The 15859-nt window shown below is 72.0% G+C and carries 13 protein-coding genes; 6 read left to right on the plus strand and 7 right to left on the minus strand.

From position 1 onward, the window contains the following. Nucleotides 1-24: 24 nt before the first annotated feature. The gene (locus AC0665_RS11420; RefSeq protein ID WP_478605972.1) at nucleotides 25-753 is read right to left on the minus strand and encodes a TetR/AcrR family transcriptional regulator; all 729 of its coding nucleotides are present in this window, start codon (nucleotides 751-753) and stop codon (nucleotides 25-27) included. 161 nt (nucleotides 754-914) lie between these two features. Between AC0665_RS11420 and AC0665_RS11425 the strand changes: the two genes are divergently transcribed. Both AC0665_RS11425 and AC0665_RS11430 read left to right on the plus strand, forming a co-directional pair. Further along, nucleotides 915-2036 (plus strand): phosphotransferase family protein, encoded by a 1122-nt coding sequence (locus AC0665_RS11425; RefSeq protein ID WP_468632550.1) that lies wholly within the window; start codon nucleotides 915-917, stop codon nucleotides 2034-2036. Continuing rightward, nucleotides 2020-3105, plus strand: coding sequence for a GNAT family N-acetyltransferase (locus AC0665_RS11430; protein WP_468632552.1), 1086 nt, complete (start codon nucleotides 2020-2022; stop codon nucleotides 3103-3105). Before AC0665_RS11425 ends, AC0665_RS11430 begins: the two co-directional genes overlap by 17 nt. A gap of 9 nt (nucleotides 3106-3114) precedes the next feature. Here AC0665_RS11430 and AC0665_RS11435 read toward each other — a convergent pair whose 3' ends face one another. Continuing rightward, entirely contained in the window at nucleotides 3115-3960 is an 846-nt protein-coding gene (locus AC0665_RS11435; protein WP_478704879.1) for an alkaline phosphatase family protein, read from the minus strand. Nucleotides 3961-4181: 221 nt separating this feature from the next. Between AC0665_RS11435 and AC0665_RS11440 the strand changes: the two genes are divergently transcribed. The 3 genes from AC0665_RS11440 to AC0665_RS11450 are packed head-to-tail and all read left to right on the plus strand — an operon-like array spanning nucleotide 4182 to nucleotide 8558. Further along, nucleotides 4182-6011 carry a glycosyltransferase gene (locus AC0665_RS11440; protein ID WP_478704880.1) on the plus strand — a complete coding sequence of 610 codons (1830 nt, stop codon included), beginning with the start codon at nucleotides 4182-4184 and terminating at the stop codon, nucleotides 6009-6011. Continuing rightward, nucleotides 6008-7738 carry an FAD-dependent oxidoreductase gene (locus tag AC0665_RS11445; protein WP_478704881.1) on the plus strand — a complete coding sequence of 577 codons (1731 nt, stop codon included), beginning with the start codon at nucleotides 6008-6010 and terminating at the stop codon, nucleotides 7736-7738. The genes AC0665_RS11440 and AC0665_RS11445 overlap by 4 nt, the downstream gene beginning before the upstream one ends. Before the next feature lie 4 nt (nucleotides 7739-7742). After that, on the plus strand, nucleotides 7743-8558 hold the full coding sequence (locus tag AC0665_RS11450) for a glycoside hydrolase family 16 protein (RefSeq protein WP_478704882.1): 816 nt from the start codon (nucleotides 7743-7745) through the stop codon (nucleotides 8556-8558). A 7-nt stretch (nucleotides 8559-8565) separates the two neighbouring features. Here the strand turns inward: AC0665_RS11450 and AC0665_RS11455 are convergent, their stop codons facing one another. The 5 genes from AC0665_RS11455 to AC0665_RS11475 are packed head-to-tail and all read right to left on the minus strand — an operon-like array spanning nucleotide 8566 to nucleotide 13857. Beyond that, on the minus strand, nucleotides 8566-9390 hold the full coding sequence (locus AC0665_RS11455) for a polysaccharide deacetylase family protein (RefSeq protein ID WP_478605958.1): 825 nt from the start codon (nucleotides 9388-9390) through the stop codon (nucleotides 8566-8568). Next, nucleotides 9387-10358: a glycosyltransferase family 2 protein gene (locus AC0665_RS11460; RefSeq protein ID WP_478605956.1), complete on the minus strand. Its 972-nt coding sequence runs from the start codon at nucleotides 10356-10358 to the stop codon at nucleotides 9387-9389. The genes AC0665_RS11455 and AC0665_RS11460 overlap by 4 nt, the downstream gene beginning before the upstream one ends. Then, complete coding sequence (locus AC0665_RS11465; protein ID WP_478704883.1) at nucleotides 10355-11719, minus strand: lipopolysaccharide biosynthesis protein; 1365 nt, start codon at nucleotides 11717-11719, stop codon at nucleotides 10355-10357. The genes AC0665_RS11460 and AC0665_RS11465 overlap by 4 nt, the downstream gene beginning before the upstream one ends. Before the next feature lie 30 nt (nucleotides 11720-11749). After that, nucleotides 11750-13036, minus strand: coding sequence for a glycosyltransferase family 2 protein (locus tag AC0665_RS11470; RefSeq protein ID WP_478605952.1), 1287 nt, complete (start codon nucleotides 13034-13036; stop codon nucleotides 11750-11752). Further along, complete coding sequence (locus tag AC0665_RS11475) at nucleotides 13033-13857, minus strand: glycosyltransferase family 2 protein (protein ID WP_478605950.1); 825 nt, start codon at nucleotides 13855-13857, stop codon at nucleotides 13033-13035. The genes AC0665_RS11470 and AC0665_RS11475 overlap by 4 nt, the downstream gene beginning before the upstream one ends. Before the next feature lie 187 nt (nucleotides 13858-14044). Here AC0665_RS11475 and AC0665_RS11480 point away from each other — a divergent pair, with 187 nt between their 5' ends. Beyond that, a complete protein-coding gene (locus AC0665_RS11480; RefSeq protein ID WP_478605947.1) occupies nucleotides 14045-15853 on the plus strand; it encodes a glycoside hydrolase family 15 protein in 1809 nt (602 codons plus the stop codon). The last annotated feature ends 6 nt before the right edge of the window (nucleotides 15854-15859 follow it).

The following is a 15859-nucleotide window of genomic DNA, read 5'->3' on the forward strand; positions in this document are numbered from 1 at the left end:
CGGGCGACCGCCCGCAGACGCCCTTCAGCCGGATGGCGCGGAGGCGGACCGGCTCGTGAAGCTGTCGAGCAGGGCGTCCAGACCGGCCGCCAGGCCCTGCGGACCGCCCCGCTCGGCGAGCGCGGACGCCGTCTCCCGCAGCGTCGGCAGCTCCTTCGCGGACAGCCGGTGCAGCCCGAGACGGAAGGCCGGATCCGTCTCGTCCGGGTTGTCCACCACCGGGCGCAGCTCCACGGAGACATAGCCCAGCAGCCAGGAGGTGAAGGCGCGGAACACATCGGCCGCGACCGCCTCGTCGAAACCGGCCTTCCGCAGCAGGACGAGCACCCGCTCGTGATCGCGCAGCACCGCGGGGGGCCGCCGGACCAGCGGGACCGCCAGCAGACGTGTGGCGATCAGCGGCACCGCCTGCGGGTGCGTGAGACACACGGTGTAGGTCTCGCGGGCGATCCGGTGCAGCCCGGCCCGCCAGTCGGGATCCTCGTCCGCGTCGGCGGCCAGCCGCTCCTCCAACTCCAGGTACAGGGCCTCCACCAGCCCGTCGAGCAGGGAGTCCTTGCTCGACGCGTACCGGTAGAGCGCCATGGCCTCCACACCGAGCTCCGTGCCGAGGCGGCGCATGCTGAGCGCCGACAGCCCCTCACGATCCACCAGCTCCAGGGCGCTGGCGAGCACGCGTTCCCGGTTCAGCCGGCCGTACCGGCCGCGGTCGCTGGCGCGCCGGGCCTCGCTCGGCTCACGGCCGTTCGCCATGCCGCCTCCTCGTCGTGCGGATGGTCGGAGCCGGTGGAACCGGCTCTTCTACGACGTACACATACACGATCGATGCCGAGTCGCACCTCAGCCGAGGTGCATCGAAGATGAAAAGAGACGATATGAGGCATTTGTGAGCATCTGGCGGAAGGGAGTGCCGGATGACGTTCACAGAGGAGCTGAGAGGTCTCCTGCCGCTGCGGCCGGCCGGTTTCCTGACGCGTCCCGCCGACGCGCGGGCGGCACGCAGGCTCACGGACTCGCTCGGCGCCGACGGCCCCCCGCACCGGCCCCGGCGGACCTTCTCCGATCTCCTGGTCTTCCAGCTCGACGACGGCGACCGGCACGCCGTCGTCAAGCATCCCCGCAGCGCACGCGCGACCGCCTCGCTGGCGCACGAGTGCGAGGCCGTGCGGCGACTGGCCCGCGACGAGCGGCTCGGCGCCTGGCGGCGACTGCTTCCGGTGGTGGAGGAGCGCCGCCTGGAGGGGCCGTCGCCGCTGGTGGTGGAGAACTGCCTGCCCGGCGCCGAGGCCGATGCGGTGCTCCGGCGCTCCCCGCGACTGGCCCGCGAGGTCACCGAGTCCGCCCTCGCGGCGATCCGTGAACTGCACCGCGCCACCGGGCGGACGGAGGAGGCGACGGCCCGGCTGGCCGGTTGGGTGGAACCCCGGCTGGCCGTCCTCGCCGAAGAGGTCCGCTGGTGCCGCCACGGGGAGGGCGCACGGGCCTTGGCGGCCGTGCGAGACCTGCTGGAACGCGAGCTGGCCGGGCGCCGGCTGCTGGTGGGCTGGACCCACGGAGACTTCCACCCCGGCAACGTGCTGCTGGCGGAGGGCCGGGCAGACCTCTCCGGGGTGATCGACTGGGCGGGCGCGGTGCCGGACGGCCCCTCCTTGCTCGACTGCCACACCTTCGTGCTGACCGTGCGGCACCAGCTCACCGGACGGGAGTTCGGGAGTGTCGTCGCCGACGCGGTGCGAGGTGCCTCCCTCATGCCCGAGGACCGGCGCCTGCTCGCCGGGGCGCGGGCGCTGCTCCCCGGCCCCGGGGCGGAGACGGCGGTGACGCTGCTGACCTGGTTGTGGCATGTCGCGGGGAACCTGGAGAAGTCGGCCCGCTACGCGCGCAGCAACCGATGGGTCGCCGACAACGTCGTGTCCGTGCTCGGAGAGGTGCTCGCGCACGAGGGAGAGGCGCAGACCCGCGTCAGCCGAGGGGCGGCGGGCACGACCGCGCAGGACACCGCCTCCACGGGAGAACGCCGTGCACGCGCCCGCTGAGCTCCTGATCGACACCGCGGCCGGTCCCGCGCTCGTCACCACCCCGGCTCCGCGCGCCGGCTGGTGGGAACTGGCCGCGCGGGACCCGGACCTGTGCGTCACCCAGACGCCCACCTGGCTCGACTGCCTGTGTGCGACCGGACCGTACCGAGACGCCAGCCGGCTGTACCGGTTTCCCGACGGCAGCCGGATCGTGCTGCCGCTCGTCGGCAGGGTGAGGCGTCCCCACCGGCTCGACGCGGAGGAGTCCTGGCCGGCCGGCTGGGGGATCGGCGGCCCGGTGACACCCGGGAGGGTGGGGCCCGAACAGGCTCGGGCGGTCTTCGACGACATGGCGTGCCGGCCGGCCCTGCGCGTCGGTGTGCGCTTCCGGCCGCAGGGTGCCGAGCTGTGGCAGCGGGCCGCCCCGGGAGCCTTCCGGATGGAACCCCACATGACGCAGGCGGTGAATCTCGCCGGCGGCTTCGGCGCCGTGTGGCGCGACCGCTTCCACGCGCGGGTCAGGCGGGACGTCAAGCGCGCCGAGAAGGCGCAGCTCGACGTGGAGGTGGACCACTCCGGCCGCCTCGTGCCCGTCTTCCAGGAGCTGTACGACCAGTCCATCGAGCGCTGGGCCGCACAACAGCACGAACCGCTGGCGCTGGCCCGGTGGCGCAGGAGGCGGGAGTTCCCCCCCGGGCGGCTTGCCGCGGTGGCCGCCCGGTTCGGCGCGGCCTGCGCGATCTGGGTGGCCTGGAATGCCGGAGAGCCGGCCGCCGCCATCGTCGTCCTGCGGCACGGCCCGCACGCCAAGTTCTGGCGCGCGGCCATGAACCGGGAGGTCGCCCATCCCGTCCGGGCCACCCCGCTGCTGTACCGGCTGGCCATGGAGGAGGCGTGCGAGCAGGGCTGCCGGATCTTCGACCTGGGGGAGTCGGCCCCGGGCTCCTCGCTGGAGCACTTCAAGGCCGGCTTCGGAGCGGTGGGACGCCCCTCCCCCCGCTACTGGCGGGAACGGCTGCCCGTCTCCTCGGCCGAGCGCGCACTGCGTACGGCCGTCAAACGCGTGATCCGGTTCCAGGACGCCTGACGGCACGGGTCAGCCGTCGCCCTTCCAGATGTCCAGGGGCTCGGCCTCGGCGCTGTGGCCGAGCGGATCCAGACCGTAGGCGTCCAGGATGGTGCGCAACAGTCCGTACAGGTTGTTGGGCTGGTCGTGGTCGCCCGGCTTCACCCGCTCTCCGACGACGACCGTCGGGATGTGGTTGTCCTCGTCCTCGCCGCCCTCGTCCTCGTCCCATGTGACGACGAGGAGGCTGTTGTTGGTCATCGCCCACTTCGCGTAGTCCCCGAGGTTCTCCCGGAGCCAGGCGTCGCCCTGCTTGATGCCCCCGTCGTGCATGTCGTTGTCCAGGTTGGGGATGACGAAGGACACGTCCGGCAGGTCCGAGTAGTCCTTCGGGAAGTCCGTCCAGGGGCGGTTGACGGAGTCCGGCAGGTTGGTGAAGTTCACCCACGGCGTGTGCCGGCGTACGTAGGGGCCGCTGGTGCAGCCCTTGAAGCCGACGCTCGGCAGGCTCTCCGCGTAGCCGGCGAACGTCAGGTCGTCCTGTATCAGCTGGGAGGCGAGGTTGCGGGACGAGAAGTCGTTCGGGCAGTCGTTGTCGACGCCCTGCGTGGAACCGGAGAACAGGGCCAGATAGTTCGGCTGGCTCGGATAGGTGATGGCGAAGAACTGGGTGAGATTGGCGCCCTCGCGGGCCAGTTCGTTGATGAACGGGGCCTCGGGCGAGCCGATGATGTCCTCGTAGCCCCGGTTCTCCTCGACGACCACCACGACGTGGTCCGGCCGGGGGACGCCGCTGCCCTTGTCGGGGGAGCCGCAGCCCGCGACCGGCAGGAGCACCCCCAGGGCGGTGGACGCGGCGACGAGCGACGTCCGCATGCGGTCCACCGGGCTGGACGGCCTCATCACTCGTGGTGTCACTGCTTTCCCCTGACGGTCGGTCCATCCGCGCTGCCGGTCGCAGTAAAGGGCAGTAACGTAATTTTTAGCATTTATGCCGCGTTTTGGTCGGTATGGATCGCTGGTGTGCCGATGGAGGGAGCGCCGCAGACGGCGCTCCCCGGCCTGGTCGTCGCACCCGGTGTGCGGGAGGCATATCCATGGGCAAGCGTTCGCCGCTGACGATGGGTCAGTGGGCGCCGCGTGCTCCCCTGGAGACGCGGCGGCCCGGCGGGACACCGATGCCGCCGCCCGGGCGCCGGCACACCACGGCATGGCGGTGGGTGGCGCGTACGGCCCTGCCCGTCGCGCTCGTCCTGTGGCTGCTCTCCCTGCGCCACGTGAACCTGAACGCCATGACGGACCTGGGTCTGCTCCAGGTGCTTCCGGTGCTCTTCTGGGTCGCTCTCGGTCTGCTCGCCGCCGGCTTCTGCGTGGCCCTGTCCGACCGGCGGACCCGGGGCGGCTGGTTCGCCGCCTATGTCCTCGGCCTGATCGCGATCCTGCACGCCTCTCCCGCGTTGCTGTACCCCACCCTGCGCTACGGCTGGGCGTGGAAGCACGTCGCGGTCGTGGACGCCATGATCCGCAACGGCGGCAGTGTTCCCGGCGCGGAGAAACTCGACGTCTACGACCAGTGGCCGGGCTTCTTCCACCTCAACGCCCTGGTGGTGCAGGCCACCGGCCTGGAGTCGTCGCTGGGCTACGCGGTGTGGGCTCCGCCCGTCAACAACGTCCTGCTGCTCGCCCCACTGCTCCTGATCTACCGGGCCGTGACCACGAACCGTAGGCTCGTCTGGGGAGCCGTCTGGATCTTCTACTCGTGCTCGTGGGTCGGGCAGGACTACTTCGCGCCCCAGGCGTTCGCGTTCCTGCTCTTCGTCACGCTCATCGCTCTCGTGATGGGGCAGCTGCGGGCCTCCGCCGAGCGGCCACCGGGTGACAGGGCCAGGGCGTGGCCCGTCGGCCGATACCTGCTCGTCGTACTGGTCATGGCCGTGATCGTCTGCTCGCACCCACTGAGCCCGCTGATGATGGTCAGCGCCCTGGTCGCACTGTCGCTTCCCCGCCGCAACCGGCGTGTGCTGCTGCCGGTGCTGGGTGCCGGGGTGCTGCTGACCGTGATCTGGGACTTCACCGTCGCGCGCCCCTTCGTTTCGGCCAATCTGAGCGAGTTCGTCAGCGCGCTGCTGGAGCCGGACTCCAACGTGGTCTCCGGGCTGGCGACCCTGGGCAGCGCCGCTCCCGGGCAGGTGCAGGTCTCCTGGATCGACCGGAGCCTGTCCGCCGCGGTCTTCCTGCTGGCGGCCCTCGCCTTCGTCAGGCGCCGCTGGACCCGCCGTACCGGTTTGCCGCTGCTCGTCCTGGCCCCGCTGCCCGTCCTGATCGCCAACTCCTACGGCGGCGAGATGATCTTCCGGGCCTATCTGTTCGCGCTGCCCGCCGCCGCCCTGCTGATCTCGGCCCTGCTGTTCGAGTCACGACGACATCCGCGGCTGCGCGTCTTCCTGGTCGCCCCACTGCTGCTGGCGATGCTCGGAGGGCTGCTCTTCGGCTACTACGGCAAGGAGTCGGCCAACTACTTCACCGAGGAGGAGGTGGCGGCCACCCACTTCGTCACGGCCACCACGCCTCCCGGGTCCCTCATCGTCTCCCTCACGTCGGACGTGCCGGGCCTGGAGATGAACTACGACAAGCATCCGCGGATCCAGCTCAACGAACAGGACCTGAAGGTCCGGCAACGGTTGGTGGAGGACCCGATCGAGGGGCTGGAGCCGTTCATCGACGGTGCCACCGTGCGCGAACCGGCGTACATCGTGCTGAGCCGCGCCCAAGCCGCGGAGTGCTACCTCAATGGCAGCCTGCCCGCCGACACCATGCAGCGCATGGACCGGGCGATGTCGGACACCTGGGGATTCGTACGTGTGTTCCGCAACCAGGACGCCGTGGTCTTCCGCTACCAGAACCCCGACGCGGGAGAGGCGTCATGACCACCCTCTCCACGACGCTTCCGCCGCGCTGGAGATGGCCGCTGCGCATCGCGCTCGCGCTGTCCGGCTGGCTCGCCCTCGCAGCGACCCTGGCCCTGCCGGACGGGAGCGTCCCGCGGCTTCTGATCATCTGTGTGTTCCTGCTGCTGTGCCCGGGGTCCGCGGCCACGCGGTGGGCCAGGCCCACGCCCTGGCACGAGCGTGGATGGCCGTTGGCCGTGGAGACCGCGTTCCTGGCCGTGGCGCTCAGCCTGTGCCTGGGTGTCCTCGCGGTGGAGCCGTTCTACCTCAGCGAATCCTTCACCACCACACGTGTGATCGTCACCCTCGCGGCCATGACGTCGCTCTTGGCCCTGCTGCCCTCACCGGGCGGCCGACGACCCCGACCGCGGCCCACCGCCCCGCACGACGCACCGCCGTCCCCCGGCGCCCGGCCCGCGCCGGCCACACCGCACGAGCCGGGCGCCACGGCACCGACGACACCCGGCGAACGGCCCGCGCGGCCACGGGGCCCCGGCCCGCCGAGCGACCGGGTCGGCATCGCCGTCGTCGGAGCCGGACCCTACGGCCTGGCCACCGCCTGCCACTTGCGAGCGGCCCGCGTACGGCTGCGGGTCTTCGGGCAGACCATGGAGTCGTGGCGTGCCCACATGCCCGACGGCATGCTCCTGCGGACGGTCCCGGCCGCCTCGGCGATCGCCGCCCCACGGCACGGTTACGCCCTCGCGGACTTCCGCGCCGCACGGGGCCCCGACGGGGCCGACGATCACCGCCCGGTGCCGCTCGCCGAGTACATCGACAACGGACGCTGGTTCCAGGAGCACCTGGTGCCCGAACTGGAGCCGCGCCGGGTGCGCCGGATCCGCTCCGCCGAGGGCGGCTTCCGGCTGCTCCTCGACACAGGTGAGGAACCGCTCGCCGCCTCCGTGGTGCTCGCCACCGGCGCGGTGCCCTACGCCTACGTCCCCCGGGCGTTGCGGGCGTGCGCCGAGGAAGGGCTCGCCTCACACACCAGCCGGCACCGAGATCTGCGCCGCTTCACAGGGGAGCGTGTGGCCGTCCTGGGGGCCGGGCAGTCCGCCCTCGAGTGCGCGACCCTGCTGCACGAGGCGCAGGCCCACCCCACCGTCGTCGCCCGCACGCCGGCCGTGGTCTTCGACCCCCCGCCGCCGAACGGCGCGGGCGACCGTTCCCGGCCGCCGGGGCCAGGCTCACCCCTCGGCAGCGGGCGCCCGGTGCTGGGCGCCGTCTGCCGGAGCGGGGCGGCCTACCGCCGCCTCCCCGCACCGCTGCGCATGGAGTTGCTGCGCGCCGTACCGCGACCGTCCGGCGCCTGGTGGCTGAAGGAGCGGGCCGCGGGCCGGTTCCCGGTGCTGTGCGGCCGTACCCTGCTCGCCGCCGAACCGAGGGACGGGGTCGTCCGGCTGCGGCTGCTCGACGAGCACGGCTGGCCGGAGGACATCGTGGTCGACCACGTCCTGGCCGCCACGGGCTACCGGGTCGATCTTCGTCGCCTGGACCTTCTCGATCCGGACCTGCGGCAGTCGCTGCGCGTCTTCGCCGGAGCGCCGGTGCTGACCTCCGGGTTCGAGTCGTCGACGCCCGGCCTGTACTTCACCGGGCTCGGTGCGGCCCCGAGCTTCGGGCCACTGCTGCGGTTCGTCACCGGCACCGGCTTCGCCGCCCGCCGCCTCACCGCCGCCGTGACGGCCGGGAAACGGCGGTAGCCCCGTGCGCGCGCGACGGCTGCGCCCCGCCCTGGCCGCGCTGGCACTGGTGCTGGCCTTCGGCTGCGGTGCCACCGAGCCGGACGTGGCCCGGCCGAAGCCCGTGCCGCAGGACTGGGAACTGACGTTCCACGACGAGTTCGACGGCTCGGACCTCGATACCGACCGCTGGGCGACCTGCTACGACTGGAACAAGGACGGGTGCACGAACAGCGGCAACGACGAGGAGCAGTGGTACCTGCCCGGCCAGGTTTCCGTCGGGGACGGTGAGCTGAGCCTGGACGCCGAGCGGCGCAGCACGCGCGGCAGTGACGACAAGACGTACCCCTGGCGGTCCGGCATGATCTCGACCGGCAGGGACGACTGGTACGGCGACCCCCGGCACGTCTTCACCTACGGATACTTCGAGGCCTCCATCCGCATCCCCGAGGAGGCGGGCATGTTCCCGGCGTTCTGGATGATGCCGGCGTCCAAGTTCACGCCCCCCGAACTCGACATCATGGAGTTCCTCGGAGGCACCGAGCAGGTCTTCATGTACGCGCACTGGCGCAGCCCGGAGGGCGACCAGCGGGCACGTGGCACCTACGGGCCCGTTCCCTTCCCGGACAAGTACCACGTCTTCGGCATGCTCTGGACCCCCGAGGAGGTGAGCTGGTACGTCGACGGGATCCGGCGCTTCCGGGTGACCGAGCCCGAGCGGATCCCGCACGTGCCGATGGAGGTCCTGGTCAACCTCGCGGTCGGAGTGCCGCGGTCGCCGCCCCCTTCGGTGGACTCCGCCCGGATGACGGTGGACTGGGTGCGCGTCTGGCAGGAGTGAAGGATCCTCACCCGGCGAGCGTGGGCAGCGACCGGTAGGGGTGGTCGATGCCGGCCAGCAGGCGCCGGTAGCCGCGCCAGGCCTTGGTCCTGGCCCGCTCGGGGAACGGGGCCACGGGCGCGCCCGCGCCGTGTGCCCAGGCCAGGAAGCGGTCCCGTGTGGTGTCGGCGCGCACCATCAGCCGGGCGATGCGCAAGCGTTCGTCCGCGCCGGAGCTGAAGCCGTACCGGACGGCCGTGGCCGAGGTCCAGCCCGCCTCGTCCACCAGCCGGCGGACCGAGCGGCTGGAGTAGCCATGGGGGTAGGCGAAGGCGTCGACACGATGCCCGAGGGTGTCTTCCAGACGGGCCTTGCAGCCCTCGACCTCCTCTCGGGCGTCCTGCCGCAGGAGAGTGTCCAGCTGCGGGTGGCTCCGGGTGTGCCCCCCGATCTCGACGAGCGGGTCCAGTTCCTGCACCTGACGCCAGGTCAGCATCGGTGCGGGCGGGAGGAGACTGCCCCTCTCCGGCGGCCAGGACGGTCCACCCAGCGCGCCCGTCGTGACGTAGAGGGTCGCCGGCAGCCCCCGAGCGGCGAGCAGTGGTGCCACGGTGGAGTGGAAGTCCGCGAACCCGTCGTCGAAGGTCAGCACGGCAGAGCGGGGCGGCAGCGGCGGACCGCCGCGCAGCGCCGCGACCAGACGCCGCAGCGGGACGATCTCGAGACCGGTGTCCGTGAGGAGATCGAGTTGCTCGGCGAAGACCCGCGGGCGCACCGTGAACGGGGCGATCCACGACGGAGGGTCGGCGGACACCGAGTGGTACAGGAAGACGGGGACGGGCTGGTGTGTCATGCCGCCCGCTCCCTCGCCGGAACGCGGTGGGCCGGTTCAGCGGGCGTAGAGCGCCGGGTGCGCACCGAGCCCACGGCGTACCCCGCGGCGGTGGCGCCGACACCGAGGGTCAGGGCGAGGACCGTCCGCGCCGGGGCGGGCCGGGCGCGGCGGAGGGCCTCGCGGTAGGCGTGGGGGATGGTCGACGCGAGGTAGGCGCGCTCGCTGGACAGGGCGGCGGCGCCTTCGCTGTACCTCGCCACCAGTGCTTTGGAGAGCCCCTCGGCGTAGCAGCGCGCCCGGAAGTACGACCATGTGGCGCGTGCGGCGGGGACGCGGTGGCGGACGGCGGCCGAGGGGTCGTAGAGCAGCACGGCGTCCGGGCGGCGGGACCTGATGCGCAGGCACAGTTCGGTCTCCTCGCACCCGAGGGGCCGCGTCCCCACCCGGCCCAGGTCCGTGCGGAAGCCGCCGGCCGCGCGGAGCACATCCCTGCGGAAGGACATGTTGGCCCCGATGAAGTTGCGGATCGGTGCGGGCTCTTCGGGCAGTCCGCGGTACGAGCAGCCCACCACCCAGTCGAACTCCGGGGGGAACCAGGGCGGCCGGTCCGTCTCCCACCAGGGCACGACGAGCCCGCCGACCCCGGCGACCCGCGGATCGCGGTGGTTCGCGAGGAGGCGGGCCGTCCATGACGGATGTGCGGTGGCGTCGTCGTCGAGGAAGGCCACCACGTCTCCGACGGCCGCCTCGACGCCGGTGTTCCTGGCGCCGGACAGGCCCTTGTGCTGCCGGTTGGGCAACACCCGGACGTCGTGCAGCATGCGGGTGGCGAGGCGGTGGAGTTCCGGGCAGTGGTCGACGACCAGCAGGACCTCGTCCGGCGGACGGCGCTGGGACTGGACCGAGGCGATGGCGGCCTGGATGTCCTCCCAGCGGCCGAGCGTGTAGGCGCACACGATGACGGAGAGGCTCGGTGCGGCGTTCATGAGGTACTCCCGGAGCTCATGGCGTCCTGCCGGGAAGGGGCCGTCAGCCAGCGGGACCGCCAGATCAGCAAGGGCGTTGCGATGAGGCACTCCGCCATCAGCCAGGCGACACCCGCGCCCGTCACCCCGAGCACCGGCAGCAGCAGATGCACCAGCCCCAGCACCAGCACGCACAGGGCGATCTGCAGCCCGACCACCAGGCGCATGCGCCGCCGGGCACGCAACACGTCCACGGCCACGCTGAACACCAGGTTGGGCAGTGCGGAGAGGGCGAGCAGACGCAGCAGGGTGGTGCCGTTCTCGGCGTATCCGGGCCCGAACAGCTTCAGGATCCACGGGGCAGCCGCGACGATCACGGCGACACCGGCGGCCAGCATCATCCCGGAGTGGCGCAGCACCCGCAGCCCGTGTTCCGCCAGCCGTTCGGGGCGGCGCACCGCCTCGACGACCAGCGAGCTGCCCATGTTGCGCACCACCAGGAACAGCACGTAGCCGATGATCCACGCGAGTGAGAAGTAGGCGCTCTGCGCCGCCCCGAGGGCGCTCAGCACCATCAGGGGCACGAGCGTGTAGGCGGCCATGCGGAACAGGGAGCCCGTGTAGTCGGCCGCGGCGTAGCTGAGCAGCCGCGGCGGGCGCACGGCGTCCGGGTTCTCCCGTTCGTGGCGCGGCACCGCCCGTCGCAGCAGGAGGTAGTTGGCCACGATAAGGGAGACGAGCAGGGCTCCCGCCCAGGACAGCAGGATCCCGGTCTTCAGGACCAGGAGCGCGCCACCGGCGAGCAGCGCGATCTTTACGAACGCGAAGACCATGTTCTCCGCCACCACCCAGCCAGGGCGGCGCATCGCCGTCAGCGCCCCGTCCTGCAGCACGAAGATGGTGTACGCGGCGGTCGCCGCCACGAACCAGACCGCGACCAAGGGGTCCCGCAGAAAGGCCAGTTCGGGCGAGAGGGCGGGCACGAGGAGGACGAAGACGAGGCAGACCACGGCGCTCCACGAGGCAGTCACCGCGTAGCAGGTGAGCAGCAGTCTGCGGGTCTGGCGTCCGGAGCACGGCAGGAACCGGATCAGGAAGTCGTTGAGGTTGAGCTGGCCGATGTTGGCCAGGAGCAGGGACGCGGACAGGGCGGAGTAACTCACGCCCACGACCTCGTCGTCGTACCAGTGGGTGGCGAACAGCCAGAAGATCGCGCCGACTCCCGCGTTGACCAGGGAACTGATCGCCAGCAGATGCCCATTGCGCACCAGCGGCTCACTGGGCAGGACGCGGGCGATCCCGGCGCGCACCGCCGTGGCCAGAGACCGCCCCGGGCCGGGGATGTTCGTGGCCTCGGGTCCGTCGGTTGTCTCCTCGGGCATGGTGTCCGGCGTCGTGTACACAATCTCTCCTCAGGCCCCGGCGCCGCAGGTGTGGTTCCGGCGGCGGCTGCGCAGATAGCCGACCGGCCCGTACAGCAGGCCGCGCAGTTCCAGGTGGGCGAGCCGTCGTGTCCGGGTGTCGTCCGCGTGCGCTGCGCGGTGCGCGTGTGCCAGGGCGTACCGGATGCCCCGGGGCAGCCTGCGCAGCAAAGCCGGAAGCATGCGGGGCTCGTTCACCAGGGCGCCGGTGAGGTACGCGCCGAGACCGGCCCCGTAGCCGAATGCCTGGGCAGCCAGGGCGTCGTGCGTGCGGCGGTGGCGGTGCCAGACGATCGCGTCCGGCTGGTAGGCCAGGGTGTGACCGGCCGTCAGGACCCGGAAGAAGGCGAGCAGGTCGTCACCGCCGTGGGCCGGGGTCCCGGTGCCCGTGGCCGGGTCGAAGCCGCCCAGCGCCCGCAGCGCGGACATGCGGAAGGCCATGTTGGTGCCGGAGCCGAAGCGCCCCGCCGTGAACGGGAACAGGGGGTCCTTCGGCGGGTCGCGCAGGGACCAGGTGCGCGGTGCGTACCCCTTGGCGAAACCGCCATGGTGCTCCAGCGCCGCCTGGGCAGCGGTCTCCAACTCGGCCGGGACTATGAGTCCGGTGACACAGCCGACACCGGGATCCTGGGCGAAGCCCTCCGCGATCGCGGTGAGCCAGCCCGGGTCGACCAGGGTGTCGTCGTCGGTGAAGGCGGCGATCTCGCCACGGGCGGCGGCCAGGCCCCGGTTGTGCGCGTGGGCCAGGCCCGCCGTCGGCTCCCGGACGTAGCGCACCCGGCCCCCGTACGCGTCGCGGACCAGCCGCTCGGCCCCGTCGTCGGCCGGGGCGTTGTCCACGACGATCACTTCGAAGTCCTGGTACTCGACCCGCAGGAGGGAGTCCAGGCACGCCCGGAGCATCTCCGGCCGGTTGTGCGTCGCGATGATCACGCTGATGGGCGGCGGGACGAGCGAGGTGGCCCGGGCGGGGTTTCCCGTGCGCGGAAGCAGGAATCGCCGCCGGGCCGTGTCGGCCACGGACCGCCACAGCTCCTCGGGCGTGCCTTCCTGGCGGCCGTCCGCCGCGACCAGACCCAGAGGGCGGCCGCGCAGTCGTACCAGGGCCAGCACCGGCGTCACCGGACGGACCGGGCCCGGGCCTGCGGGCGGACGGAAGTCGTACGGCCGTGTCAGATCGACGTCGACGACCCGGACCGGCGTGTACACGGACTCGGCCGGACCGGGATCCGTCGCCGGGGAACGGAAAACGACCGCAGGTCGCCGGGTGGCGCTCATGCCGCGCTCCCTCCGGCACGCCCGGGGGAGCGAGCGCCGGGCCGTTCTGACAGCAGCGTATGCAGCACCCGACGGCCGTCGGATACGGCGTGCAGGTTGGAACGCCCGCTGCGGCGGGGCAGTTCGAGGCTCGGGACCTCGGCGATGCGCAGCCCTGAGCGCAGGGCGTGGGCGATCATCTCGGTCTCGATCTCGAACCCGGAGGAGTGCAGGTCGAGGTCGTCGAGGAAGGCACGGCGGAAGGCGCAGAACCCGTAGCAGAGGTCCGTCAGCTTGGCGTCGTAGAGGTGGTTCAGGGCGGCCAGCAGGACCTGGTTGCCGAGCCGCCGGATGCGGGTGATGTCGAGGGAGCCGCCGCCCGCGATGAACCGCGAGCCCTTGACGAAGTCGAAGCCGTTGTCGAGGAAGTGCAGGTAGTGCGGGATCTCCCCGGGGAGCATGCTGCCGTCGGCGTCCATCATCACGATGTGGTCGCCGGTCGCCGAGAGGAAGCCGGTGCGCAGGGCGTTGCCCTTGCCCGGGCCGCTCTGCTCGACGTGGCGGACGGTCGGCAGGCACCGGGTCGCCATGTGCACCGTGCAGTCGGCGGAGTCTCCGTCGACCAGGATGACCTCGTCGACGCAGTCCGGGATCTGCTCGAAGACCCAGGGGATGTTGCGCGCCTCGTTGCGGGCGGGGACGACCAGGCTCACGGTGGCGCGGGGTGGGGGACGGTCCCCGGCCCGGCGCAGCGGGTGGGCGGCGCGGTCCGGGTGGAGCGAACCGTTGCCGTCGGCCTGGGTGAAGGAGGGGTGTTCGGTCAGACGATGCGTGTTGTTCATGATGCCGGATCTCCCGGTCAGGCGCCCCCGAGGACGCCATATATTTACGTCGTATACGTACATCTTGCCCCTTTTGTTCCAGAGGTCAAGGGTGGTGTGTTTTCCGCAGCTGAGAACGCCTGTGCCGGGCGCTTTGTGCGGCGTATCGTGGAAAGCGGCGAAGTGCACGACGGCGTAGCCCCCGATCATGAACTCACCCATCGAGGATTACGCCCTCATCAGCGATCTGGAGACGGCCGCCATGGTCGGCCGGGACGGGTCGGTCGACTGGCTCTGCCTGCCCCGTTTCGACTCCCCGGCCTGCCTGGCGGCCCTGCTGGGCACCGAGGACAACGGACACTGGCGCCTGGCCCCGGTCTCCGGTGGCCTCTGCGCCCGCCGCTCCTATCGCGCCGACACGCTGATCCTCGACTCCGTATGGGAAACCCCCACGGGGACGGTGCGCGTGACCGACCTGATGCCTCCGCGGGCCGACGTGCCGTGCATCGTCCGGCTCGTCGAGGGCCTCTCGGGCACCGTGGACCTGCGCAGCGACCTGCGGCTCCGCTTCCACCAGGGCCGGGTCGTGCCCTGGGTCCGGGAGGTCGGCCACTGCACCGTCGCGGTCGCCGGCCCGGACGCCGTCTGGCTCGGCGCCGACGGCCATGTGCGGGACCGGGGCGACCAGGACGCCACGGTCTGGGAATTCACCGTCACGGCCGGGCGCCGGCTGGCCCTCACCCTGGGATGGACCCCCTCGCACCGCCCCGCCCCTCCGACGCCCATGTCCGTCCCCGCGGAGACCGCCCTGAAGGAGACCGCCGACTTCTGGCGTCGCTGGGCCGCCCGGTGCCGCTACCAGGGACCGTGGCGGGACGCCGTGGTGCGTTCCCTCATCACCCTCAAGGCCCTCACCTACGCCCCCACGGGCGGCATCGTCGCCGCCCCCACCACCTCGCTGCCCGGACGCATCGGCGGCGAGAGCAACTGGGACTACCGGTTCTGCTGGCTGCGCGACTCCAGCCGGACCCTGTCCTGCCTGCTGCGCAGCGGATACCGGGACGAGGCCACGGCCTGGCTCGACTGGCTGGTGCGGGCCATCGCGGGGGACCCCGCCGACCTGCAGACGGTCTACGGCGTCAAGGGGCAGCGGCTGCTGCCCGAGACCGAGGCGCCCTGGCTGCCCGGTTACGAGGGCTCCCAGCCCGTGCGGTTCGGGACCTCGGCGGTCAGCTGCTTCCAACTGGACCTTTACGGCGAAGTCATGGACACGCTGTGGCTGTCGCTGCGCGCGGGGATCCCGATGCCGGCCCATGTGTGGGAGCTGGTCGAGTCGCTCATGGGTTTCCTGCTGCGGCACTGGCGCGAACCGGACCAGGGCCTGTGGCAGGTCGGCGGCCGGCGACGCCAGTTCGTGCACTCCAAGGTCATGACGTGGGTGGCCGCCGACCGCGCCGTGCGCATGGGCGAGTTGCTCGGGCGCAATGGCTCCTCCGGGCAGTGGCGGGCCATGCGCGAGGAGGTGCACCGGGAGGTCTGCCGGGAGGGTTGGGACGCCACCCAGCAGTCCTTCGTGCAGTCCTACGGAGCACCCGGCCTGGACGCCTCGGCGCTGCTCATCCCCCGGGTGGGGTTCCTGCCCGCCGGCGACGAGCGGGTGTGCGCCACCGTGCGCGCCCTGAGCCGGCTCGATCACGGCGGGTTCGTCCGGCGGTACACGCAGGGCGCCGGGCCGGATGAACCGGACGACACCGAGGGCACTTTCGTCTCCTGCTCCCTCTGGTACGCCGACGCCCTCGCCGCCACAGGGCACCGCAGGCAGGCCCAAGAAGCTTTCGAACGGGTCCTCGCCACCCGTAATGACGTCGGTCTGCTGGCCGAGCAGTGGGACCCGGTCGCGGGCCGCCAACTGGGCAACGCGCCGAAGGCGTTCAGTCACATCGCGCTGGTGGAGACGGCGTTCGGACTGTCACCGGCGTCCCCGTGGAGCCGGCGAAATCCGCGGGCCCGGTGGTGAAGCCGG

The sequence above is a fragment of the Streptomyces sp. NPDC043685 genome (genome assembly GCF_056436585.1).